This is a genomic window from Enterococcus sp. BSD2780061688st2 D3, assembly GCF_005844145.1.
GTDB classification, from domain to species: Bacteria; Bacillota; Bacilli; order Lactobacillales; family Enterococcaceae; genus Enterococcus_B; species Enterococcus_B durans.
In genome coordinates this window covers 71,510-95,807 of the sequence record NZ_SPHN01000002.1, presented here as the reverse complement: position 1 = coordinate 95,807, position 24,298 = coordinate 71,510, and the positions used below count along the sequence as shown (strand labels likewise).

At 38.4% G+C, this 24,298-nt stretch carries 22 protein-coding genes and 1 other annotated feature; of the genes, 3 read left to right on the top strand and 19 right to left on the bottom strand.

Annotated elements, in window-relative coordinates; translation table 11 throughout:
- Positions 1-4: 4 nt before the first annotated feature.
- The 6 genes from FGQ66_RS02690 to FGQ66_RS02665 are packed head-to-tail and all read right to left on the bottom strand — an operon-like array spanning position 5 to position 4,657.
- Positions 5-316, bottom strand: a complete 312-nt coding sequence (locus FGQ66_RS02690; RefSeq protein ID WP_053109206.1) for a V-type ATP synthase subunit F — start codon at positions 314-316, stop codon at positions 5-7.
- Positions 306-1,292: a V-type ATPase subunit gene (locus FGQ66_RS02685; RefSeq protein WP_053109207.1), complete on the bottom strand. Its 987-nt coding sequence runs from the start codon at positions 1,290-1,292 to the stop codon at positions 306-308. Before FGQ66_RS02685 ends, FGQ66_RS02690 begins: the two co-directional genes overlap by 11 nt.
- 13 nt (positions 1,293-1,305) lie before the next feature.
- A complete protein-coding gene (locus tag FGQ66_RS02680; RefSeq protein ID WP_138301622.1) occupies positions 1,306-1,890 on the bottom strand; it encodes an ATPase V in 585 nt (194 codons plus the stop codon).
- Between the two features lie 21 nt (positions 1,891-1,911).
- A complete protein-coding gene (locus FGQ66_RS02675; protein ID WP_005878375.1) occupies positions 1,912-2,382 on the bottom strand; it encodes a V-type ATP synthase subunit K in 471 nt (156 codons plus the stop codon).
- A 24-nt stretch (positions 2,383-2,406) separates the two neighbouring features.
- Positions 2,407-4,401: a V-type ATP synthase subunit I gene (locus FGQ66_RS02670; RefSeq protein ID WP_138301620.1), complete on the bottom strand. Its 1,995-nt coding sequence runs from the start codon at positions 4,399-4,401 to the stop codon at positions 2,407-2,409.
- Positions 4,388-4,657 (bottom strand): hypothetical protein, encoded by a 270-nt coding sequence (locus FGQ66_RS02665; protein WP_249361092.1) that lies wholly within the window; start codon positions 4,655-4,657, stop codon positions 4,388-4,390. The genes FGQ66_RS02670 and FGQ66_RS02665 overlap by 14 nt, the downstream gene beginning before the upstream one ends.
- A 161-nt stretch (positions 4,658-4,818) precedes the next feature.
- Positions 4,819-4,866: a sequence feature (sodium ion sensor (DUF1646 type); this cis-regulatory element may regulate processes involved in with the transportation of sodium ions), on the bottom strand.
- Positions 4,867-5,063: 197 nt separating this feature from the next.
- Between FGQ66_RS02665 and FGQ66_RS02660 the strand changes: the two genes are divergently transcribed.
- Positions 5,064-5,777: a gamma-glutamyl-gamma-aminobutyrate hydrolase family protein gene (locus tag FGQ66_RS02660; protein WP_138301618.1), complete on the top strand. Its 714-nt coding sequence runs from the start codon at positions 5,064-5,066 to the stop codon at positions 5,775-5,777.
- Positions 5,778-5,828: 51 nt separating this feature from the next.
- On the opposite strand, the gene FGQ66_RS02655 is transcribed toward FGQ66_RS02660, so the two are convergent.
- The 8 genes from FGQ66_RS02655 to zapA all read right to left on the bottom strand — a co-directional run bounded on the left by FGQ66_RS02655 (position 5,829) and on the right by zapA (position 16,149).
- Positions 5,829-7,730: a fructose-1,6-bisphosphatase gene (locus FGQ66_RS02655; RefSeq protein WP_138301616.1), complete on the bottom strand. Its 1,902-nt coding sequence runs from the start codon at positions 7,728-7,730 to the stop codon at positions 5,829-5,831.
- Between the two features lie 172 nt (positions 7,731-7,902).
- Entirely contained in the window at positions 7,903-9,165 is a 1,263-nt protein-coding gene (locus tag FGQ66_RS02650; protein ID WP_115234568.1) for an ABC transporter permease, read from the bottom strand.
- Complete coding sequence (locus FGQ66_RS02645) at positions 9,158-10,057, bottom strand: ABC transporter ATP-binding protein (RefSeq protein ID WP_138301615.1); 900 nt, start codon at positions 10,055-10,057, stop codon at positions 9,158-9,160. The genes FGQ66_RS02650 and FGQ66_RS02645 overlap by 8 nt, the downstream gene beginning before the upstream one ends.
- A 188-nt stretch (positions 10,058-10,245) precedes the next feature.
- Positions 10,246-12,024 (bottom strand): excinuclease ABC subunit UvrC, encoded by a 1,779-nt coding sequence (uvrC, locus tag FGQ66_RS02640; RefSeq protein WP_212745817.1) that lies wholly within the window; start codon positions 12,022-12,024, stop codon positions 10,246-10,248.
- Positions 12,025-12,272: 248 nt separating this feature from the next.
- Positions 12,273-12,587 carry a thioredoxin gene (trxA, locus tag FGQ66_RS02635; RefSeq protein WP_053109215.1) on the bottom strand — a complete coding sequence of 105 codons (315 nt, stop codon included), beginning with the start codon at positions 12,585-12,587 and terminating at the stop codon, positions 12,273-12,275.
- Between the two features lie 85 nt (positions 12,588-12,672).
- A complete protein-coding gene (locus tag FGQ66_RS02630; RefSeq protein WP_138301612.1) occupies positions 12,673-15,033 on the bottom strand; it encodes an endonuclease MutS2 in 2,361 nt (786 codons plus the stop codon).
- 106 nt (positions 15,034-15,139) lie between these two features.
- The gene (locus FGQ66_RS02625; RefSeq protein WP_053109216.1) at positions 15,140-15,691 is read right to left on the bottom strand and encodes a CvpA family protein; all 552 of its coding nucleotides are present in this window, start codon (positions 15,689-15,691) and stop codon (positions 15,140-15,142) included.
- Between the two features lie 20 nt (positions 15,692-15,711).
- Complete coding sequence (zapA, locus tag FGQ66_RS02620; protein ID WP_005878354.1) at positions 15,712-16,149, bottom strand: cell division protein ZapA; 438 nt, start codon at positions 16,147-16,149, stop codon at positions 15,712-15,714.
- 201 nt (positions 16,150-16,350) lie between these two features.
- On the opposite strand from zapA, the gene rnhC reads away from it, so the two are divergent.
- The gene (gene rnhC, locus FGQ66_RS02615) at positions 16,351-17,262 is read left to right on the top strand and encodes a ribonuclease HIII (RefSeq protein ID WP_138301611.1); all 912 of its coding nucleotides are present in this window, start codon (positions 16,351-16,353) and stop codon (positions 17,260-17,262) included.
- A gap of 216 nt (positions 17,263-17,478) precedes the next feature.
- On the opposite strand, the gene FGQ66_RS02610 is transcribed toward rnhC, so the two are convergent.
- From FGQ66_RS02610 to FGQ66_RS02590, 5 genes are all read right to left on the bottom strand, one after another.
- Positions 17,479-18,393, bottom strand: coding sequence for an N-acetylmuramoyl-L-alanine amidase family protein (locus tag FGQ66_RS02610; protein ID WP_138301610.1), 915 nt, complete (start codon positions 18,391-18,393; stop codon positions 17,479-17,481).
- 163 nt (positions 18,394-18,556) lie between these two features.
- A complete protein-coding gene (locus FGQ66_RS02605) occupies positions 18,557-19,132 on the bottom strand; it encodes a TetR/AcrR family transcriptional regulator (RefSeq protein WP_005878348.1) in 576 nt (191 codons plus the stop codon).
- Positions 19,133-19,153: 21 nt separating this feature from the next.
- The gene (locus FGQ66_RS02600) at positions 19,154-19,825 is read right to left on the bottom strand and encodes an ABC transporter ATP-binding protein (RefSeq protein WP_005878346.1); all 672 of its coding nucleotides are present in this window, start codon (positions 19,823-19,825) and stop codon (positions 19,154-19,156) included.
- A 13-nt stretch (positions 19,826-19,838) separates the two neighbouring features.
- Positions 19,839-20,909: an ABC transporter permease gene (locus FGQ66_RS02595; protein ID WP_138301608.1), complete on the bottom strand. Its 1,071-nt coding sequence runs from the start codon at positions 20,907-20,909 to the stop codon at positions 19,839-19,841.
- Between the two features lie 317 nt (positions 20,910-21,226).
- Entirely contained in the window at positions 21,227-22,330 is a 1,104-nt protein-coding gene (locus tag FGQ66_RS02590) for an alpha-hydroxy-acid oxidizing protein (protein WP_138301606.1), read from the bottom strand.
- Positions 22,331-22,625: 295 nt separating this feature from the next.
- Between FGQ66_RS02590 and FGQ66_RS02585 the strand changes: the two genes are divergently transcribed.
- Positions 22,626-24,266, top strand: coding sequence for a malolactic enzyme (locus tag FGQ66_RS02585; RefSeq protein WP_081134798.1), 1,641 nt, complete (start codon positions 22,626-22,628; stop codon positions 24,264-24,266).
- The last annotated feature ends 32 nt before the right edge of the window (positions 24,267-24,298 follow it).

The following is a 24,298-nucleotide window of genomic DNA, read 5'->3' as shown; positions in this document are numbered from 1 at the left end:
TCTATTATAAGATATTTTGTCCAACTGCTTTTTCTACACTTTTTTGTATCTCAGCAATCCCGATCCCCAAAGATCCTTGATGATTTGGGATCAAGATGATTGCTGGTGTCAACTGTCCTTTATAGCGTTCGATCGTTTCAGGGATTTCCTTTGCGCACTGCTCCGTTAAATAAATGACCCCGTATCCTTGTTTAGCCATCTCATCAACAGCGTGTCTGATCTCCTGCTTCGTAGCACTATTTCGAACATCGAATCCAAATAATTTGAATGGCAAGACAGAATCTTTATCGCCCACTACACCTATTTTATGCGTCATAGACTTGTCTCATCCTTTCTTTTAACTGTTCGATCGAAAAATGATTTCGTTTACCAATGATCAACAGTCGAAGATTCTTGCATTCTACTTCTTTCGCGTTCATAAAGGCCAATAGAGGTAAAGGTCCAAAAGCTTGGGTCTGAGCAATTTGATAATAAGAACTTAAATAGTCATCTTTCAGTTGCTCTAACCTCACCAAATCGATCGTCCCATCCTGTATTACCGGTTTCAATAACTCACTATAATTTGTAGATTGTAAAAATTGAATATACGATTCGAGATCACTGTGCACAAAGGACAAGAAACTTTCCTTCGCAATCTCTCCTGAGCTAGAGATGACTGTGGTCATGAATCCAAGCGATTGTTGCTGTAGGATTCCTCTTGCCATAGTTGTAATATTCGTCAAATCAATGAAAGCGATGATTTCTTCTAGTAACTCCTGATAGCCAAGTTTTTCCCCTAATCTACGCTGTTCTGTCAGAAAACATCGATCATAAATGACATCGATTCCCTGCAAAACAGAAGAGGCATCAAAATATTCTCGCACTTCTTTGATACAAGTCATCAGGTTACTTGGTAAGACAGACGATGCTTGTGTATGGATCGCATCTTTTACTTCCTCAAGTGTATAGAACCCATCATCAATGAACAGATGGTCTAAATCTTTTCCAGTCATCTCTGACTTCGTCAACACCTTCAAATTATGAAATGTATAACGCATCGTGTAGATCCAAACGATTTCTGGTTCTGGGGAAGACTCTTTCAACCATTTGAATAACTCGCTTCGTTCTTTTGCAAGATTATCTTCAAAATCATACTCAAATCCTTCGTGGATATAGGGACTGTAGATAGTGGTCTTTAAAATCTCTCCAAGGTCTTCGATTGAATCAACTTGAAGCATTCGGTCAAAGGTCTCTTTAGAGATCAATTCCAGTTCTCTGCCACGTATCAAGGGATTCAATTCATGGTACTCCATTCGTCATCCCTCCTTAATCAAATAATTGTTGAGCAATTTCAAAGCGCATCGTTTCTTCCACTTCTCTTATTAAATTACGGTACAAAAAGTTATACTGTACGCCTTGATCATCGATCAAAAAACCAGCTTGCTTTTCAATCACTTCTTCATCCAATACCAATTCAAAGGGAAGTTCATTATTCCACTTATCGATCAATTCTAAAGAAACATGATCCACTGTTTTTTCGCCTAAAATCAAACGAACTTGTCCCGTCAAAGTCAATGTATGAAGCATTTCTGTCATCAAATCGATTTGCGCTTCTTTAGGTTGGCTTTCCAGTTGAGTAGTAGCTTCTGTAAATAACCGTTGTAAAAAATTTTGCTTCTCATTCAACGTCTGTTGTCGACTTTCTACTTGCTGTCTATTTCTCAATTGGCGGTAATTTCGCTCAATGCCTTCTAATTTCCTTGCTTTTTGTTTTTGAAAGTCATTTTCTAATTTTAATCGCTTCGCTTCAAATTCTTGCTCGATTTCGTTTCGTTTCGTCGCTTCGAGAAGTGTTCGTTCTTCTTGCGCTGTTTTATTCATCTGCGTGATGATTTTATCAATAGCATCCACTGGGCTTCCTCCTTATGAATCTTAAGCATTTAGAACAAGTAAGAAAGAAATAACGAATCCTAGAATAGCATATGTCTCTACCATCGCCGCATAAATGATTCCTTTCGTTGCGTGTTCTGGTTTTTTCGCTAAGATTTGAATACCAGCAGCGGCAACTTTCCCTTGAGCGATACCAGAAAATAGGCCCGTAAATGCGATTGGTAAAGAGGCACCTAAAAAATTAAGTCCTTGAACAACTGTCATATCGCTTCCCAAATTGATGAAGATCAAAAAGGCAATAACAAATCCGTAAAGTCCCTGTGTCCCTGGAAGCAACTGTAAAATCAGTGCTTGACCAAATTTTTCCGGTTGGCTTGTCGTCAAAGCTGCTGCAGCTTCCCCTGTCATACCAACTCCTTTAGCAGATCCAATCCCTGAAAAAATCGTTGCTGTTGCCATCGCTAATACCGCAAATACCATTCCACCGTTTTGACTAATCAAATAATCCATCATTGTTTCAAATTCCTCCAATTATATCTATTTTTTCTTATGATTGATGTTGACGTATTTCTCCGCTGTTTTGAACGGTTTGAAGGCACGTCCGCCTCCACTATAAAATTTCCCAAAAAATTCAACGTATTGTAGTCTTGCACCATGGACATATGCACTTAAAAGTGTCAAAAACATATTAAGGGCATGAAGTGCAATGATCAGGATGATCCCCACACTAAAACGTGCAGCGGGCGGCATGAATGCCACTAACATATTGAACGCAGCACCGATGCTCCCTCCAGATATTCCTAAAGCCATCAAACGAGTGTAACTGACCAAATCTCCGATATATCCGGTCAAGCCATACAAGTTATAGGCACCCTTCGCCATCCCTTTGACTTTCGATGAAGATTGAAAAATAGGAATGATCAGGATGCACAATGCGGAAAGAACTGCTAATCCGATTCCTAGGTAAACAAATGCTTGGTTCTTTAAGATCATCATGCCTAGCAAAACAAAGATGATCCCCATCAAAATCCCTTGCCAAGCAAAACCTTCATTGACCGCATCGATATACGCTTTACGTTTTATATTTTCCTTTGCTGCAATAAATAATCCAACTAGTATCTGGATCAAGCCAAAGATGACAGACAAGATCAAGATCGTATTGACATCGTTGGTCGTTGATAATATCGGAAACGGTAAATGGATACCACCTATCTCTTTTGGCAGCTCGTTTCCGAAGAAGGAACTATAGATGAATCCCCAAATAATTGAAGGGACCGCTAAGATCTCAAAAAATTTAGCAAATCGCTGCATACTACGAGGCAGTACGATGAATCTTTGGACAAGAAAAGCGCCTAGAAACATCAGTAATCCATACCCGATATCAGCCACCATCATCCCGAAAAAGACTAGATAAAATGGGGTCATCCATGGCGTAGGATCTACCTCTTCATACTTTGGCAAACTGTACATCTCCGTCAACATTTCAAATGGTGCTACGATTGGATGATTTTTCAGTTTAGTTGGTACTTCTTCTGCTATTTCGTTCACCGTTGGTTCTTCAAAACTGACATATACTTCTTCTGCCAAATGTTCTTGTTGCAACAAATGGATAAAATCTTCTTTTTCTTCACTATCTATCCAACCTTGCACAATGATCAAGTATGGTGAGCAGACCAGTCGATTCGTGATTGCTACTCGCTCTGCTCTAGCCAAAAGGATTTCTTCTGTCCATTCAAATTCAACAATATAGCCGCTGCAACTAGCAATTTCAGAAGCAAGCTTCTTTTGTTGCTTACTGATTTCAGTTAGTTGTTTCTTTACAACATTTAGCTGTTGGCGCGGACTATTTTCGTATTTATACTCTTCTTTGACGAACCCATAACGACTAGTGATATCATCTACAGCTTGCATCTTGTTTTGCAAAACGATATAAGCAAAATAGACCGTTGTTTGTGTCGCGTTGACTTCCTCAAGATAGATATCTTGTATCTTTGCCAGTTCTTCTTTGAAGGCTTCGGCATTGGCTGCACTGACTGTTCCGATGACGAATGACGTAACCTGACTAAGAAAAGCAGAAGGTGTCGCATCAAGATTTTGCCAGTTATTCAACCATTCTTCTTCACTTTCTAACTGATCACGTTCATCTATCAATTGTTCCCATCGTTCTTTCAGTGAGAGTACTTCATTTAATTTTCTTTGAAACGCCTCTTCAGAGTAATCTCTTTCCAATTCTTGCAAAGAGAGTTCCCGTCTTTTTAGATGTCTTTTTTTCTGTCCTTTTTCCCCGTGATGTTCAATAAATTGAATCGCTGTTCTTATTTCTGATAGTTCACTTGTCAAAACGGCTGCTTTAGATTCTTTGTCGATCGTAGCTGTTTCAGGGAAATACTTTTCTACCCATTCATTATTCTCAGATTCTTGAAAAAGGTCACGAATTTCAACAGCATGCATTCCTTGGACAGCTTGCAGGATCTGCTCTTGATTTTTCTTATCTGAAATGAGAGTCACTTTTTCCATCTTAGTGACGGCCATATGTCTGTATCACCCTTTCGATAATCGCCGCGATTGCTTGTTCTTGATGTGTCTGATATTGCTCAAGCAAGCGTTCCTGAAGTTCTTTTTCAGTTGCCTTCAACTGCTCTTTTTGTTCTGCAGTTTGTTTTTCTTCCAAACTGATTTTCTCCTCGATCAACTGCGCTAACTGTTGCCCATGTTTTTCTTCTATTGCTGCTAATTCTTTTTCTTTTGACTCAGAATAATTATTTAATTCTTCGTTCAATTTGACCAACGATTGTTGATTTTTTTGTTCCGCTTCTTTTATCTTCTCTAGAGCCTCTAGCAAAATTCACACATCCTTTCTGTTAAAAAAAAGGGCACATGCTTTCTTTTTCATTGAAAGTATGTACCCTTTTAAGATAACTGTTTAAAATCAGGCACTTTCAAAAAACGTTCTTCTCACCCCTTGAAGAACTAGATCCTTGAAGCTTGCGCCCAACCTTTTTTATTCGTACTTTAATTAAAGTATAACAAAATATGAATAGAATTCAACAGCGTTCTCTCATTCTCTTTGTAAAAAATTATTTTTCCAAAGGGACGAACGACAAAATAAGTTTTTTCTTCATATATACAAAGTGTTTTAAAAATTTTTAAATTACTGATAGAATATGTCTAATTTATTATTGGGAGGAATTTTTATGTCACCTATCATTGGAATTGCCGGTAATCAGTTGATCAGAGCAACTGATACCTTTCAGGGAAACCAAGTAACCTATACCCCTCAAGGATTTGTCAACGCAGTCCAGCAGGCTGGCGGACTGCCTATGATCTTGCCGATCTCTGAACCTAGCAGTGCGTCTTCTTACATCCAGCAGATCGACAAGCTGATCCTTGCAGGCGGTCAAGATGTTTCACCTCAACTTTATCATGAAGCTCCGCATCCTAAACTGATGGAAACGAATCTACAAAGAGATCATTTTGAAGAAGCATTGATCAAAGAAGCACTAAAACAAAAGAAACCGATCCTCGCAGTTTGTCGTGGCATGCAACTTTTGAATGTCGCCCTTGGAGGAAGCTTATACCAAGACCTATCTCTATATTCCGACTGGTCTGTCAAACACGATCAATTTCCGACTGAGCCACAATTTGCCACTCATGAAGTCACTATTCTTACGGATGCGACATTAAATAAATTTCTTCCTACATCGTATTTTGTAAATTCGTACCATCATCAAGCAGTAAAAGAATTGGCCCCTGATTTAAAAGCTACTGCTCTTTCACCGGATGGCCTGATTGAAGGCGTGGAAAGTACGGAACTAAAACTATTAGGTGTCCAATGGCATCCAGAGCTTACTCACCGCACAAATCCACTTGATCAGCAGCTGTTCACCTATTTTGTGCAAGAATATTAATGCAATATGATACGCAGATCACTTGAATCTATCAGTCTTCCGCGTATTTTTTTATTGTTTGCGTTGATAAGCCAATAAACGTTTCAATTGGTTGACTTGTTGTTGCAACTCTATTCCTTTGGATGTGTCTCGGTTAAATTTTCTAGGTAGTTGTTGATCGATCACTTTCTTGACATCTGCTTGATTACTTTTCTTATTTAACTGCTGTTCAATACCAAGGAAGGGGTAATGGGTAACGATTTGAAAACCATAAGAGTTACACAATAGCGAATAACCAGCGATCCCAGTCGTTTTTTGATACGCCTTCGATAGTCCACCATCAATCACAAAGACGGTACCATTGGCTCTGATCGGTGATTCTCCTTTTTTGACTTTGACCGGAGTATGACCGTTGATGATGACTGATCCATTTTCTTCTACACCAAATTCTTTAAGAACTTTCTTGCTGAACCATTCCTCGTTTCTTAAAGTATAATAAGGATTTCTTTTCTCTATATGAGTTTCCTTTTCGGTTAGGAAGTAACGTTCAAATGTTGCCATCTTACTTTTCCCAAAGAGCGGCGAAAATGGACCGATCCAAGCATACCAAATCAAATCTGTTGCCAGATCATCTTTCACAGTAATCTTTTTCGCACTAGTTCGGATTTGCTTTTCAAAGAAATCCAATAATTCTTTACCAGAATAACTTTTATTTTCTAAAGAAAATGACAGGAAGCCACCTTCTTGATCGATCGGTATACATCCATGGAACAAAAGATGCTGATTATATGTCAGATACATTGCTCCTTTGGTCAACAAAAATTCCATATGCTTCTTCATTCTCAAAGAATGTTGAAATGAGTACATCAAGCTATCGATCACTTGTCTTTCTTCTGGCAACAATTGATTCGGATTCTTTGGATCAATCGTTTGAAAGCAAGCGCCATTGATCGTATGAACCGTTCCGTCTAACTTGATCGTGTTGTGAGAATAATCGATTTGAGTCAATAAATCTCGTTGGGCCATCTCAAACTCTGGTCGTCGTTCCAATATTTGTGACTCCACTTTAAATTGCATGATTGCAAGTGCCTGATGGATCTTCTCCATTTCTTTTCGTTCTCTTGTTGTTAACTCCTCATGATTTTTTGGTGTAAACAGAGGATTTTCATCATAATTATCATTTGAAAAAGAAGCTAGAATACGAAAGTTCAAGCCATATTCTTTCTCCAAATCAAATAAATAGTTGTACCGAGCGGCAATCCTTAACAGTGTCAATAAGCAGGCTTCCGAACCGCAATAAGCGCCAAGCCATAAAAGATCGTGGTTTCCCCACTGGATATCGATAGATGAGAATTTCATCAGTCGATCCATCACTTTTGCAGCTTGGGTACCTCGATCAAAGATATCCCCAACAATATGGACATGATCAATGACCATTGTTTGGATCGTCTGCGCCAATTTTTTCAAAAAACGCTGTTCTTCACCCATCAACGTCAATTGATCAATGATTTTTTTGACATACTCTTTTTTGCCGGCAACTCGGTCGTCGATATACAATAATTCCTCAATGATGTAACTATACTCTTTAGGCAGTCCTTTTCGAACTTTTGAACGTGTATACTTTACAGAAGTAAAACGTAACAATTCGATCAATTGATGGATCAGCTGTGATTTGTCTTGCTTTTCGTACCATTCAGTTGTGACAGCATATTCTGGATAAGCAACAAAGATCGTCAGTTGTTTGATGTCTTCTTCATCCAAAGAATCATGAAACAACTCTTTGATTTTTTCTTTTAAATTTCCTGAACCAATACGCAAAATATGATCGAACGCTGGAAATTCTCCATGGATATCACTTAAAAACAGCTCTGTCCCTTTCGGAAGCTGCAATATTGCCTCCAGATTAATGATCTCTGTGATCACATCTTCCGTTGTAGGGAATTTTTCTGACAATAACTCTAAATATTGATCCATTCTAAGACCTCCAGATTGGTATACTTAAAATTATAGTGAATATAAGCGCTTTTTTCAACATTAAAATCTTAATTCACTTCGGATCAAAAAAATATTGGTCTATCTATAAAAAGAAACATGTTCACTAAGAAAACTCCTCTTAATGAACATGTTTCTTCATCTTCGTTTTGTGTTACGCTTTTTTGCGTTCATTTCTCATGATCGATATCGATTGTTTCAATGAACTCCATAGTCCACCCTCGCTATAAACAAGCACATTGGATTTGTACATATTTGCAGAAAGAAACATTAAAACAAAAGTGACTACGATCAATATGACAAGTGACACCATCGCTCCACTCACATCGACCGTTTCATTCGCTAAACGAACAGGCATGATGTAAGAAGAAAGGAATGGAATATAAGAGGTGATACGAATGACGATATTATTAGGATCAGACGCACCTAAGATCAGACCTAACATATATCCACCTAGCGATAAATAGGTGACAGGTAAAATCGCCTTTGCTGTATCTTCTGCTTTATTCACTAATGATCCGCATAGTGCTGCTAGAACAGCGAATATCAAGATACCAAAAAACATGAATAGCAATGAATACCATAGGAATGGTCCAAAAATGCTATCTAAAGAAATCCCATCTAAAGCACTTTTCACGATATCCATATTTTTGAATTGATTAAATCCGACGCCAAAAATCACGCCATATAATGCCATTTGTGTCACAGCAACAAGCAAAACGCCTGTCAATTTGCCATAGAAATGTTTTTGAGCCGTTGTACTAGATAAGATCACTTCCATGATACGCGTACCCTTTTCAGAAGCAATCTCCTGTGCAATGATTTGTGCATACGTCAAGATAATGATGAACAAGATGATCGTTGCGACATAGCTAACTACATATTGTACATCAGAATTGTCTTCTCCCACAGTCATCTTTCCTTGATCGTTGAAACTGACTTTTTGTCGGGAAAAACTTGCTGGCTGACTAAGACTTGCTACTTCTTCTGGCGAAACGCCCAGCGTACTTGCTCTAAGCATCGATTGCACACCCGTCAGTTGTTGTTGGATAAGTAACTGCGTACTTTGCCCTAATGAATTTTCGCTATAGAGTTTCCCTTTAACCTCCTCGTTAGCTACTGAAACGGTCATATAGGCATCGATTTTTTCATCTGCCAATTCTTTTTGTGCCTTTTTTGTCGAATCGATTGCTTTAAACTCAAAATCATCTGTTTTCACTTGACCTAGTTGTTGTGTCAACTGTGGATCATCTGATAGGACCCCAATTTTATTGACCTCACTATTTTGTTGCGCAAAATTCCCTGCAACGTAAATGACCCCCATCATAATAAATGGAACTAAGATCATGATCAGAAAAGAAATAGATTTGATATTTTTTAAATAGACATCTTTTGTAATGATCCAAAATTTACGCATCCATCTCACCTGCTTTCATTTTGAAGATCTCTTCCAAAGTAGGCGGTTGCTGATTGAACATCGGAATGTAGCCAAACTGAGTTGCTCGCGTGAAAATCTCTTTTCCTGCATCTGGATCTTCTAATGTGACTTCCAATGTTTGGTCTTCATGAAGGGTCACATTTTTAACACCTTCGATTTCAGCTACGTCTTGTTGTGTCAGATCAGATTCTAAAAATACTTTTGTTCGGCCAAAAGATTCTCTGATTTCATGTACTTTTCCATCTAAAACCATTTTCCCATTTCGCAACATGATCAAATGATCACAGATTTTTTCAACATTATCCATATTATGACTTGAGAAGATCACACAAGAACCCTTCTCTTTTAATTCAATGATCCCATCTTTCAATAGTTCTGCGTTTACTGGATCCAACCCGCTAAATGGTTCATCTAGGATGATCAGCTTGGGCTCATGGATCAACGTAGCAATCAACTGTACCTTTTGCTGATTTCCTTTTGATAGCGATTTGACTTTATCTGTTTTCTTGCCCTTTACTTGGAATTTTTCCATCCAAAAATCGATTTTCGGTTCAATTTCTTTTTTTGATTTTCCTCGTAATTCCGCAAAATACACCAGTTGATCTTGAATCGTCACTTTTGGATATAAGCCTCGTTCTTCAGGCAGATACCCAATGATATCGTAATCTTTTTCTCCTAAATGATGACCATTCCATAATACTTCCCCTTGATCCTGTGTCAAAAAATCTAAAATCAGTCGAAACGTCGTGGTTTTTCCCGCCCCGTTTTGCCCGATCAATCCCATGATCTTTCCATCTGGAATCTGAAATGATACATGGTCAACAGCTGTGTAGTTCCCAAAAGTCTTTACCAGATCTTTAACTTCTAACATCGTTTCACTCCTTCGCCACTAGTATATTTCTTCAAAAAATAAATCGCATACATTCGTAAGAATAAAACCAAGAGGGGAACCTGACGTTTAAGAAGAAATACCCCCTATTGTACCGAAACGATTGTTGGCTATCATTTTTCTTATAAAAAATGATAGGACACTTTACAGTGTTTGTAAAGCGTCCTTTGTTAGTTTTCATGTAATTTGTCAAAAACATTTTGTGCGACATTTTTAGGTAAGCCGATTTGTTGAAGTTCTTCGACTGTTGCTGCTGTAATATTTTTTAGAGATTTGAATTCTTTCAAAAGAGTTTTTTTCCGTTTTGGTCCTAATCCTTCGATTTCATCTAAGCGCGAAGCAAAACTATTTTTACTTCGAAGTTGTCGGTGAAAGGTAATTGCAAATCGATGGACTTCATCTTGTACTCGTTGCAATAAAAAGAACTCAGGTGAATTTCTTTCTAATGGAACGACAGCTAGATCTGAACCAAAAAGTAATTCATTCGTTTTATGCTTTTCATTTTTGGCCATTCCTGCTACGGGAATATCGATACCTAACTGGTTCTCCAGCACATCTTTTGCAACATCGACTTGGCCTTTTCCCCCATCGATCAAGATCAAATCAGGCAAAGGCAAGCCTTCGCGGATCACACGTGCATACCGACGATAGATAACTTCCCTCATGGAGGCATAGTCATCAGGTCCCTTCACTGTTTTGATCTTATATTTGCGGTATTCCTTTTTTGCTGGTTTCCCGTCAATAAATACGACCATCGCAGCGACTGGATTTGTTCCCATGATATTGGAATTATCGAAAGATTCGATACGTGTTGGTGTAGGGATGTTCATTGCATTTCCTAACCGTTCCACGGCGCCAATCGTTCGTTCCTGTTTTCGTGCAATCAGATCAAACCGTTCATTTAAGGCAACCGCTGCATTTTTATTGGCAAGTTCCACTAGTTTTTTCTTTTCGCCTTTTTTTGGCTGTAACACTTTGGTATCTAATAAAGCTTTCACGCTTAACTGGTCGATCGTATCAGGGATCAAGACTTCCTTGGGGATGAAATGTTCATTTTCTTGATAGAATTGGCCGATATACGTTAAAAAGTCTTCTTCCGCTTCATTGTAAAAAGGAAAGATAGAAACGTCACGTTCAATCAATTTTCCTTGTCTCACAAAAAATACTTGGACACACATCCACCCTTTATCGATGGCATAACCAAATACATCTCGATCCACTAAATCGGTATTCGTCATTTTCTGTCTTGTCATGATCGTTTCGATTGCTCGGATCTGATCGCGGTATTCTGCGGCTTTTTCAAATTCCATATTTTCGGCAGCCTGCATCATTTTTTGGTGGATCTCTGACTCGACTTTTTCATGTCCCCCGTTTAGAAACCCTTTTACTTCATCGACGATTTTCGTGTATACCTTAGGATCGACATCAAAGTAATACGGACATAAACATTGGCCTAAATGATAATACAAACAAGGTTCTTTTGTTTGACTTGGCTTACATTTGCGTAAAGGAAACAGTCGATCAAGTATTTTCTTTGTTTCATTCGCAGCCCCGACATCGGGATAAGGTCCAAAATAGAAAGCTTTATCCTTCAATACTTTACGTGTGATCACTAAACGTGGATATTTTTCATTGGTGATTTTTAAAAAAGGATACGTCTTGTCATCCTTTAGCATGATATTATATTTAGGATCGTTCTTCTTGATCAAGTTGATTTCTAAAAGCAAGGCTTCGATATTTGATTCAGTCACGATATATTCAAAGTCTACGATCTCACTAACTAATCGTTCTGTTTTGGTATTGTGGCTACCTGTAAAATAAGAACGGACACGATTCTTTAGGATTTTTGCTTTTCCCACATAAATGATCGTTCCATTTTTATCTTTCATCAAATAGCAGCCTGGTTGATCAGGAAGTAAAGCTAATTTGTTTTTGATACGTTCATTCATTGTATACTTCCTTTCAGATTTCATTGTGTTCATTATAACATGATTGATAAATTCATTGTTTCACTGTCATTTATTTTGACAATAAATTAAATTTTACAAGTGTCGTCTACATTATGATACTGCGCAAAAAGAGGAGGGCGAGACAAAAGTAAACATCACTTTTTGTCTCACCCTCTGCATTCGAATGAACGATCTCTTTTTAACCCTTGTAACTAGTTTTCACGACCTTATAAGTAAGGTTGTCTATTTTATAGATATTGACTGATCATTTGACGTAATTGTTCTTTCGTATGAACACCAATCGCTTTTTCTACTACTTGTCCATCTTTTTTCAACAATAACGTTGGAATACTCATGATCCCAAATTCTTGTGGTGTTTGTGGATTTTCATCTACATCCATTTTTACGATCCTGAATTCATCTTCATCGTATTCTTCTGCTAATTGATCCAAAATTGGTGCTTGCATGCGACAAGGTCCACACCAAGTTGCCCAAAAGTCAACCAATACTAAGCCTTTGTCTGTTTCTTCGTTAAATGTCGTATCTGTAACTACTTGTGACATATAAAAGACCTCCATTTTTTAGTCTGATGGTATTATAGCATTTTTCTTTTCCAGAAACGAGCATTCTGCTTACATTAAGTAAGTTTTATTTAAACTTAACGATCGTTGCGCCATTCCCACCTTGATTAGCGGGAGCAAATTCATAGCTTTTTACACTTCGATGATTTTTTAGATAGTCCGTGATCCCTTTGCGTAGTGCTCCTGTTCCTTTACCATGGACAATAGTGACTTGAGGATACCCAGCCAAGATTGCTGCATCAAGGTATTGATCCACTTCAGTCAGTGCTTCTTCATAACGTTTTCCCCGAAGATCTAGTTGATTCGCCACATGACTGGCAGATTCTGATCTTACTGTATGCACCACTCTTTGTGTTGGTTCTTTTTGTGGAGCTACTGGCATCAATTCACTTTCAGAAACATTCATCTTCAAGATACCGATCTCCACTTGCCATTGATCCCCGTTTTTACGTAACAAGGTTCCTCGCTGGCCATAAGTCGTTACAAGAACTTCATCTCCAGGTTTGAGCGTCTTTTGTTCCTTCGCTTTTTTCAATACTTTATTTTTCTTCAATTGTTCTTCTTGGTGTAAGTTTGCTAATTGTGTTTTCGCATCAATCAATTGATGCTCTTTCACATTTCCTTGTCCAATCTGTTGTTGCATTTTTCGGATATCTGCGATGATGTGATCGGCTTTTTCTTCTGCTTCCGCCACCAGATCATTTGCTTTCTTTTTCGCTTTTTCTAGTTCTTTTTCCCGTTCTTCAAAGAAATAACTATACGCATCTTTTAGATTTTCATACAAACTCTGTGCCTCATCAACATAATGACGCATTTCCAAGTATTCTGTTTCAGCCATTTTACGACGACTTTCTAAATCAGAAATCATTTCATTCAAATCTTGGCTTTCATCATTCATCAATTGTTTTGCTTCATTGATCACATCTTGATCTAGTCCTAACCGACTCGAGATCTCAAATGCGTTGCTTCGACCTGGAACACCGATCAGTAAGCGATATGTTGGGCTCAATGTATCCACATCAAACTCCATACTTGCATTGATCGTATTGGCACGATTATAACCATACACTTTCAACTCTGGATAATGAGTCGTTGCCATGACATACGCTGATTTTTTCCCTAGATCATCTAGGATAGCGATAGCTAATGCTGCTCCTTCTTGCGGGTCTGTTCCGGCACCTAACTCATCAAATAAAACTAAACTTTTTTCGTTTACTTTCGCTAAGATATCCACTGTATTGGTCATATGAGAAGAAAAAGTCGATAAACTTTGTTCGATCGACTGCTCATCTCCGATATCGGCAAATACTTCTTCAAAAATTCCGATCTGGCTATCTTCACCTACAGGGATCGGCAGTCCAGCCTGCCCCATCAATTGAAGTAAGCCAAGCGTTTTTAACGTGATGGTTTTCCCACCTGTATTTGGACCAGTGATGACGATTGCTTGATAATTCTCACCGATCGTAATGTCATTAGCCACAACTTTCTCTTGGTCGATCAATGGATGCCGTGCTTGTTTGAGCAAAACATGATTCTCTTCGCTGATTGTCGGAACAATTGCTTTTAATTCTTTCCCAAAACGAGCTTTGGCATTCATTATATCCATTTTTCCAATAACATATGCGTTATGGATGATCTCATGACGATGAGGAACAAGCTCTGCTGACAATTCACTTAATATTCGTTGGACCTCATTAAGTTCGGCAATCTGGTACTGTCTTAACCGGTTGTTCAAGTCAACGATTTGTTTTGGCTCAACAAATAAAGTTTGACCAGAAGCACTTTGGTCATGGACTACGCCACCAAACACACCACGATATTCTTGTTTTACTGGAATAACATAGCGATCATTTCGCATCGTGATGATTGCATCACTCAAATATTTCGCGTTTTTCCCTCGAACGATGCCATCTAATTGCTCTCTAACCGTTTGTTCGCTGCGACGAATGTTTTGACGGATACTTTTTAGTTCTGGTGAAGCATCATCTGTCACTCTGCCATCTTCATCGATTGCTTCTTTTAGTCGACGGCTTAAAACCGGGATCGTAACTAGCTGGTCAGCCCAAAAATACAAACGATAGAAGTCGATTTCGCTGTCAGCTAGATCATCAATGAATCGTTTCAATTCACTAGTTGTTGATAACACACGAGAAACTTCCGCTAATTCAACCCCATTCAAATCTGCACCGATTTCGATCCGTTTCATATGTGGTCGGATGTTTTCCAATTTTGGTATCGGGATGCCTCCACGTAAACGTTGGACTTTCAATCCATCCTCTGTTTCAGCCAACCAATCCGTGATGTGTTCTTTCTGATTAACAGGAACTAATTTCACTAGTTCTTCTTGTCCTTGAGCTGTCACTAAATATTGACGGACAAGCTGTTTTACTTTTTCAAATTCTAATGTTTCAAGGATTCGGTTATTCACTTTATCACCTTATCTTTCACTAAAAAAAGTTGTAACTCTTCGCATCAGCTCTTTCGCTTCTGCCGTCCTGTCACAACCTCTTTTCAATCGTTTTGTTTCATCAATCCTATTGATTGATGATATTCGTTACCCATAGATCATGGATTTTGTCACTCAATAGCGGTGTCTTCTCAACAATAAAGCGTGCAAGACTGTTCCCACTAAATTGATTTTGGATAAAATCTACTGGAACAAGAGTCAATAAGCTCAAAAGTAAGAAAATCGTCACATAAGCAACCACAACAGACAGCACACCGCCTGCTAGCCAGTCTACTTGCCTCAATACAGGGACATAGGTCAAACTGTGAGCAAAAATCCCGATGAAGCGAGTGATTAACGCACCCGCCAATAAAATCAGCAAGAAGGCCACCCCTGCATAAAAAGCCTCATCTAATCTAAAAGAGATCGCTTGATCAAAAAAGACCATTTTAGATGTAGAAGTCACTGCTGGATAAGGAATATATAACTCTAAATGATCCGCTAACTGTTTGTAAAAATGCTGGGCCGCAAAAAACGATAGTACATAGCCTATCGTATAAACCACTTGCATAGCAAAACCTCGCCTGGCCCCTGAAAAAAACGCAATCAGCAAAATAAATAAAATCAATAAACTTAACATGCCACGTTCCTTTCTCCTCGTTAATTTGAAGATTTTTGTTTGATTTGGCCTTTTCTTTTTTCATTCAAGATTTGTTGTGCTTCCATATGATTTTTGATTTCACGGTCAGGTTGCCCGTTTTCTTTCAAAACTTCTCGAGCTTCATTTTCAATTGCTTCGATCCGTTTGATACGGTTCTCCATTTCGGTAAATTTAATCATTTTTTTCTTTAAGTTTGCCACTTCTTTTTCAAGTTCTAAATTTTTTTCTTGTTTTTTCAATTGATCCGAGAGCGCATTGACAGCCATCAAAATAGCTGCTTGTTCGTTATCGATTTGAGGTGACAATTCCTTCAACTCTGCTAATTGTTCATTGATCAAATTTGTCACGATATCCATGTGATGTTTCGTTTCACGTCCAATGATCGTGTAAGTTTGGTCGGCAATCACTGCTTTATAGCGTGTTTTTTCGTGCGCCATCCGAATCATTTCCCCCTATTGATAAAATTATTATCTAGTGTACCATGAAGTTAATGATTTAACAGCTGTACACACATTTCTTTAATTTACTTTATCATTATATGATAAACTAAAAAAAAATGCTATGTCTCCTACTATTCTTATGTTTAGAATGTATGGAGAGCAAACTATATTGGACAATGTCAATAAATTGGAGGCACCATGAGTAACGTAATTATAAAAACAACTGCTAAACAGATCGAAAAAATGAAACAAGCTTATTCAACTTTTTTATTACCAAAAAAAGTTCCTTATACATCTTTTGTAGCCAAAAAAAACGGCACCACGATCACTGCTTATACTTCTGGGAAAGTCATGTTTCAAGGCACAAATGCAGAAAAAGAAGCTGGTCTTTGGGGTGAAGCCCAATCAGCAGCCAAAAAAAATAGCAAAAGTACTGATTTGCCACCTGATCTTCCTCATTTATCCGTCCTAGGAAGTGATGAAGTCGGCAATGGGAGTTACTTTGGCCCGCTGACCGTCTGTGCCGCATATGTCGACAAAACAAAACTTGATTTATTGAAAAAATTAGGTGTGCGCGATTCAAAAGAAATGAAAGATCCACAGATCGTTCAATTAGCGAAGATACTAAAAGAAACGATACCCTATCAGCTACTTGTTTTATCCCCGAAGAAATACAATGAGATCCAGCCAAAGTATAATGCAGTCCGGATGAAGGTCGCTTTGCACAATCAAGCAATCCATTTGTTGTTGCAAAAAATAGCACCCACTAAACCTGATGCTATTTTGATCGATCAGTTCACGCCAGAAGCAAACTTTAAAAAATATGTACAGTCAGAAAAAAATCAAATCCAAGAAAAACTTTATTTCGTTACTAAAGGGGAACAATACCATCTAGCTGTAGCAGCTGCCTCTATCATCAGTCGCGCGAGTTTTTTAGAAGAACTCGATAAAGCATCTGCAGAACTAGGTTTTACACTGCCTTCTGGTGCTGGCACAAAATCTGATCACGTAGCCGCTAAGATTTTACAAAAAGGCGGGTTACCTTTACTGGAAAATTACGCCAAACTTCACTTTGCCAATACAGAAAAAGCCAAAAGATTGATGGGCTGATCTTCACAAATCAAAGAGGTCGAAACAAAAGCCGTTTAGCTTTGAGAAATTATAAAAAAAAGGCGGGGACAGAAGTGTTCAACTCCTAGAAATAAGAAGGAATCAACGAAAATCGCTTGTCAAATTTTGTGAATTTCGGCTTATTTCCGAGGGAGTTGCTTCTGCTCCCACCGTTTATTCTTTTTTTCTTTTTTTAAATACAGCATACGAAGCTGCTCAACCTTGAAGTTCAAAATAATCGCGTAACGCTTCAGTTAAACTTTCTGCTAGTTGTTGTTGATAGGAAGAAGTCGTCATTTCTGCTAGATCAGCATCATTATTCATGTACCCCATCTCTACTAAGAGCGCAGGTTGAAGATTTTCCCGTAAGACCTGATAATTGCCTGTTGCAATGCCTCTTGAGGCAAGCGGCAAATCGTCAAATGAATCCGAAACTGTCTGGGCTAATTTTTCGTTCTCTTGATAATAGTAGTACGTCGTGATTCCTGTTGCCTCATTGGCATACTCTGTAGAATCAGCATGCAGACTGATAAAAATATCCGCTTTTTTTGCTTCACTATACGTACAGATATCTCCTAGCTGTACAAATGTATCACTAGTTCGGGTAAGATAAACCGTAGCACCTGCTGCTTCAAGTTCTTTCTTTACTTTCTTAGCTGTACTCAAAGTAATCGTTTTTTCTTCTATTTCTTCGTTAGTACTCAACGCACCCGTATCACTTCCTCCGTGACCTGGATCGATTACGATCACCGCATCAGATAAGTCTGTTGGGGTCTCCTGCACTGTTTTTTCCACTATGCTCCCATTTGTCAAAGCTAGATATCCCGTCGTCCCGTCATTTGTGGTTACTTGATACGCATCATCTTTTTGGGTGAGATAAGTAGTAAGCTCCCCACCATTGACTACTGTTAATGGGGTTGTCAACGCAGCGTCTGCATATAGCGTGCTATCTTCTTTTCCAATTTTTACCATCGTTTTTGTTTCTGTCGAACTCGTCGTTGCAGCTTGCGTGGCCTTTTCTTGACTAGTACTTGCTTCTTCTGCAGCTGTTTGTTTATCAAAAAAGTTGGATTCATTGCTCGCTATCACACCGAGTAACCCAATAAAAAGAATCAGAATCACTTTCTTCATGTTCTTTCACCTCGTGAAGCAAACAATACGATGTTAAGCTTAAAGACAACTTAAATTGAATTTTTAGTCAAAAAAGACACACGTATGAAGGAATTGTCTCATCCCTTCATCGTGTGCCTCACGATGATCCGCTGGTTGCTGTTAAATTTTTTGTTCAGCACAACTATTCACTGATCACGCCGTGTAAATATAAGTCGATCAACTGTTCCACAGTCATGGACTTTTCAACAGAGTTGCCTGCTTGTGTGATATATGGCGAGAGGATCAAAAAGAAATGTCTGGCTGCAATTTCTTGTGTGACATTTTCTCGAAGTGCTTCTCGGTTCTTTGAAAAAATGACTTCAAAAGGTTCACGATAATTTTTCTTCCATAACGCAAAAAGATGGTTTCTCGTTTCGCTTGAAATGTTTTGTTTCAAATCATGGAGCATCATGAATAGATCGACCAAATGACTGTCAATCAAATACCTCGCCATCGCTGTCAATGTTTGCTGAAAGGTCACATCGCTTGTTTCTGAGATTTTTCTTAAATCTTGACCGACTGTCGTCAGATGTTCTTCAAGAACTGCTTTGTATAATTTTTCTTTATCACTAAAATAATGGTACAAGTTCGGTTGAGTGATTCCAGCTCTCTGGGCTATCTCCCTAGTTGAAGTACCCAGATATCCCTTTGACATAAACAAGCGATTGGCTTCCTTCAAAATCTTTTCTTGCGTATCTTTATTGTAGCGATGAACCATATGCACACCCTCTTTTCAGGCTTAGTCTGTTTTTTCTTTAAAAACACCATCTTCCATCATAAAGACTTTATCACATTTGTCAATAAGTCTTGTATCATGTGTGACCATAATGATCGCTTTATTCTTTTCTTTTGACTCTTTCGCGAGTATATCGACTACTTCTCTCGCTTTTTCAGAATCTAAGCTAGCTGTAGGTTCATCCGCCAAAATGATTGAAGGATCGTTATACAAAGCCCTTGCAATCGCTACTCTTTGTCGTTCACCGCCCGACAGTTCTTCTGGGTATTTATTGACCAAACTGTCGACCCCTAGCTGTTCAAACAATTCGTTAGCTTTCTCTTGTCGTTTCTCATGTTTCACTTTATCCACCAAAATCAGCTGTTTTTTCACCGTTAGAAACGGAACCAAGTTTGAAGCTTGTAAAATGAAGCCAATCTCTTTAAAACGAAGTTTCACCCGTTTACTTTCAGGCTGATTACTGAACTCTTCCCCATTGATCAGTACAGAGCCTTTACTAGGCGTCTGCAATCCACCAGCCATCGTTAAAAATGTACTCTTTCCTGATCCAGAAGGTCCAATGATTGCGACGAATTCGCCTTTTTCAATACGCACATTCGTTTTTTTCAGTGCGTGGACGATCTGATCGCCATCTTGAAAACTCTTTTCCACTTCTTTAAATTCAATTGCTGCCATTTTTATTTTCCTCCTATCCAATCGCCTTTAGTGGATCGATTTTTACGATCGTCCGAACTGAGAATAGCGCGCCTAAAACAGCGACTACTAACATCAAGACACTGATCACTCCAAAGAAAAGCCAATTACTTTGGAAAGGTACGGTATCTGGTAACACCAAGGAAGTTCCTACTGTTCCCAACAATCCCAGAGCAACACCAAAAACTGAAAGTAAAAATGTTTGCGCTACTACCGAACGTGCAATAAAACCACCGGTGATCCCTTGCGCTTTTAGTACACCAAAAATATTGATTTTTTGCATCGTTAACACATAAATAAAAATACCAATCACGATTGCTGCAATCACGATCAAAAAGCCGATCATAAAGCCAAAAGTCAATACTTGTGCATTGTATCCAGGCAATTCATTGATGAATTTTGCAATACTGATTTTTTCGAGATCATCAGGCATTTTATCGACACTGCCCCTAACCACTACACCGTTGATTCGCGCATTTTCACTAGTATCTGTTTTTTCAAAACGAATCTCTTGATACGCATCAAGAGTCGTATATAAGACTGGTGAAACATTGAATTTGGCATTTTCTGTAAAACCTGTCAGCTTAAATGTCTTATCACTTCCAGAAAGTTTGACCGTATCGCCAATCTTCAGTCCATATTCTTCCTTCAAACTGATATCCCCAACTGCTTCATCGTTTCCAGAAAATTCTTTTCCTTCCACAAGCTTCGGCATTAAGAATTGACTTGGATCGATACCAAAAAAACTCACATTGATCTTACCCGCATCTTTATTGTCCTTGCTAGTTACTACTCCAGGTGTTTGCGCTAAGTACGCAACTTCTCCACCTTTCACTTCTTCGGCTGTCTTTTTCGTGATCATCGACATCCCAAGATTTGTGTTAGAATCTTTGGATAAAACGATATAATCGGCTTCCCATTTATCCACTGCTGTACGATTATCTTGTGCCAACCCATAAGCTAATCCTGTTAAAAAAAAGACAAGGTAAGCAATCAAAAACATGACTCCAGCTACTAAAGCATAGCGTAATTTTGAATGAACAATTTCATTTAATGCTAAAAACATCTAATCCCCCTTAAAAAATGATCGATCGATAAATTTATTTTATCACTTGATAAATTTTTAATGGAATATTATGCTCACGCAATTTTTTGGATAAGTTAATATTCTTGATATGACAGAATTTTTATTTAATATTTTACAATATAGAATAGTCAACGTTTTACGAATATGTATATTTCACAGCTATTCTCTTATTGGAAAAAGTAAATCTTGCCCCCTATTACTAAATAAACAGTACTTACTACAAAAAAGCGAAAGAAACACGAACATATCAGTTCAATGTCATTCTTTCGCTCAATCAATATTTTTTCTATACGTACTTAAATAAACCGATTCTCCCTCAATTTCGCCTTTTTGATGTCTTCTACCGTTTGCGTACCTGCTAATTGCATGACCATTTCAAGTTCTCTTTTGAAGAAATCAAATACTTGTTTGATCCCTGTACTTCCTCCAAGGGCTAATCCGTATATAGCAGGTCTTCCAATGGCAACTAGATCCGCACCTGAGGCAATTGCTTTAAAAACGTGCTGCCCACGACGAACACCACTATCAAAGACGATTGGTACACGTTTATCCACTGCTTCAGCCACATATTGTAAAGAGTCAAAGGAAGCAGGACCACCATCTAATTGTCTTCCTCCATGGTTCGATACCCAGATACCTTGCGCACCCGAATCAAGTGAACGATAGACATCTTCTTCTGATTGGACACCTTTGACATACACTGGTAGATCTGAATGGGTAGTGATAAACTCGATATCTTTAGGACTCAGTTTTTGTTTAGACGATTTATAAACGGCATCCATCGTTTGTCCTACACCGGATTGATATGCTTGGACGATCGGCATTGGCAAAGGAAAGGTAAATCCGTTTCGTCGATCTGTTTCACGATTACCGCCAACTGTTGCATCCGCTGTCAAGACGATAGCTTTAGCGCCATTGCGTTTGGCCATTTCTAAGATATCTGTATTGATACCATCATCTTTACTCATATAAAATTGGAACCATTGTGGTGCGGTATTTCCGCCCGCTTTCCTGATTTCTTCTAATGTACAGGAAGCATATGAACTTGCTGTATAGATAGTCCCAAACTCTGCCACTCCTTTTGCAGAAGCTCTTTCCGCCTGTTCGTGAGCCAATCCATGGGCTGCTACTGGCGCCATGATGATCGGTGCCGTTAATGTTTCACCCGAAAAACCGGTCGTTGTATCAGGCAATTCTACATCTTTTAAGACATGAGGAATGATCAATCGGTGGTTAAAAGCCTTTTCATTTTCTCGATACGTAAAAAGATCTCCTGCTCCACTGCTGATATACCCATATCCACCGTTAGGAATGACTTGTGTTGCAGCAAGTTCTAAATCTTCTATATTAATAAAATCGATAAGTCCTTCATTCGTTCCAGCATGATAAACTTTTTCCATACTAAAGCCTTCTTTCTAGATAATCAAAAAACATGATTTTATGATAGCGTTTGCATAATTATGGTACCTCGCAAAATTGATACAGGCAAATAATCTGTTTGAAAATAAATGTTCCAACTGAAAAATTGAACAAAATGGATCATATATAATAAAGAATAAAAAGTTTTGAATCGCAAAATTACGTTTCTTTCAATTTCTTCATATAAATAATATTTATCATTACCCTTGCTTTTGACTATAGTATTTAACGGCGCCTATACTTCGCTTGTAATCAAATCTTAGGAGGAAAACATACATGCTTACAGGATTAAACTTATTAAACAATCCATTTTTAAATAAAGGAACTGCTTTTACAAAAGAAGAACGTGCAAAATATGGGATCACAGGAATGTTACCAAGTACTGTCCAAACACTTGAACAACAATCAGTACAAGCTTATGGTCAATATTTGAGCAAACAAACAGATTTAGAAAAACGTATTTTCTTAATGAATCTATTCAACACGAACCGTACATTGTTCTATAAATTGATGGGACAACACCTTGTTGAATTTATGCCAGTTGTTTATGATCCAGTCGTTGCGGACTCAATCGAACAATACAATGAAATTTTCTTAAAACCACAAGATGCAGCTTTCCTTTCAATTGACGAACCTGAATCAATCAAAACAAGCTTGAAAAATGCTGCTGACGGTCGCGATATCCGCTTGATCGTTGTAACAGACGCTGAAGGAATCTTAGGTATGGGTGACTGGGGCGTAAATGGTGTCGACATCGCTATCGGAAAGTTAATGGTCTACACTGCTGCTGCAGGTATCAATCCTACGCAAGTACTACCTGTTTCAATCGATGCAGGAACCAACAATGAAGAATTATTGAACAATCCTTTGTATCTAGGGAACCGTCATAGCCGTGTCGAAGGCGAAACTTACTACACATTCATCGATCAATTCGTTGAATCTGCAACTGAGCTTTTCCCTGAACTACTTCTACACTGGGAAGACTTTGGTCGTGGAAATGCTGCAACGATTTTGGAAAAATATGAAGATAAAATCACTACCTTCAATGATGATATCCAAGGAACTGGTATCGTTGTTCTTGCCGGCGTTTTAGGTGGTTTGAATATTTCTGGTGAAGCATTGAAAGATCAAACAATCTTAACATTTGGTGCTGGAACAGCCGGTGTTGGTATTGCCAATATCTTGCTAGATGAAATGATCCGCCAAGGTGTTCCAGAAGAAGATGCACGTAAACACTTCTATCAAGTAGACAAACAAGGTCTTTTATTCGAAGACACAGAAGGCTTGACACCAGGACAAATTCCATTTGCTCGCAAACGTTCTGAATTTGCAAATCATGCTGAATTAACAAACTTAGAAGCAGTCGTGAAAGAAATCCATCCAACAATCATGATCGGAACTTCTACACAACCTGGCGCCTTCACTGAAGAAATCGTAAAAGAAATGGCTGCTCACACAGCTCGTCCAATTATTATGCCATTGTCAAATCCAACAAAATTAGCAGAAGCAAAAGCAAAAGATCTAATTGAATGGACAGACGGTAAAGCATTAGTTGGGACAGGTATCCCTGCTGCTGATGTAGAATATAATGGTGTTACTTACCAAATCGGTCAAGCAAATAATGCTTTGATGTACCCTGGTCTAGGACTTGGTTTGATTGCTTCTACTGCTACACGTGTAAATGCTGAAATCATTTCTCAAGCTAGCCGTGCATTAGGTGGAATTGTTGATGTAACAAAACCAGGTGCAGCTATTTTACCTCCAGTTGCAAAAATCACTGAATTCTCTCAAATAATTGCAGAAACAGTGGCAAAATCAGTTGTTTCACAACACTTGAATCGTGAAGAAATCACAGATATCAAAGCAGCAGTTGAAGCAGCAAAATGGGTACCAGAATACCAAGATTTAGAACAATAATCTTTCCTATTCTAACGCGTTAATCAGCGACT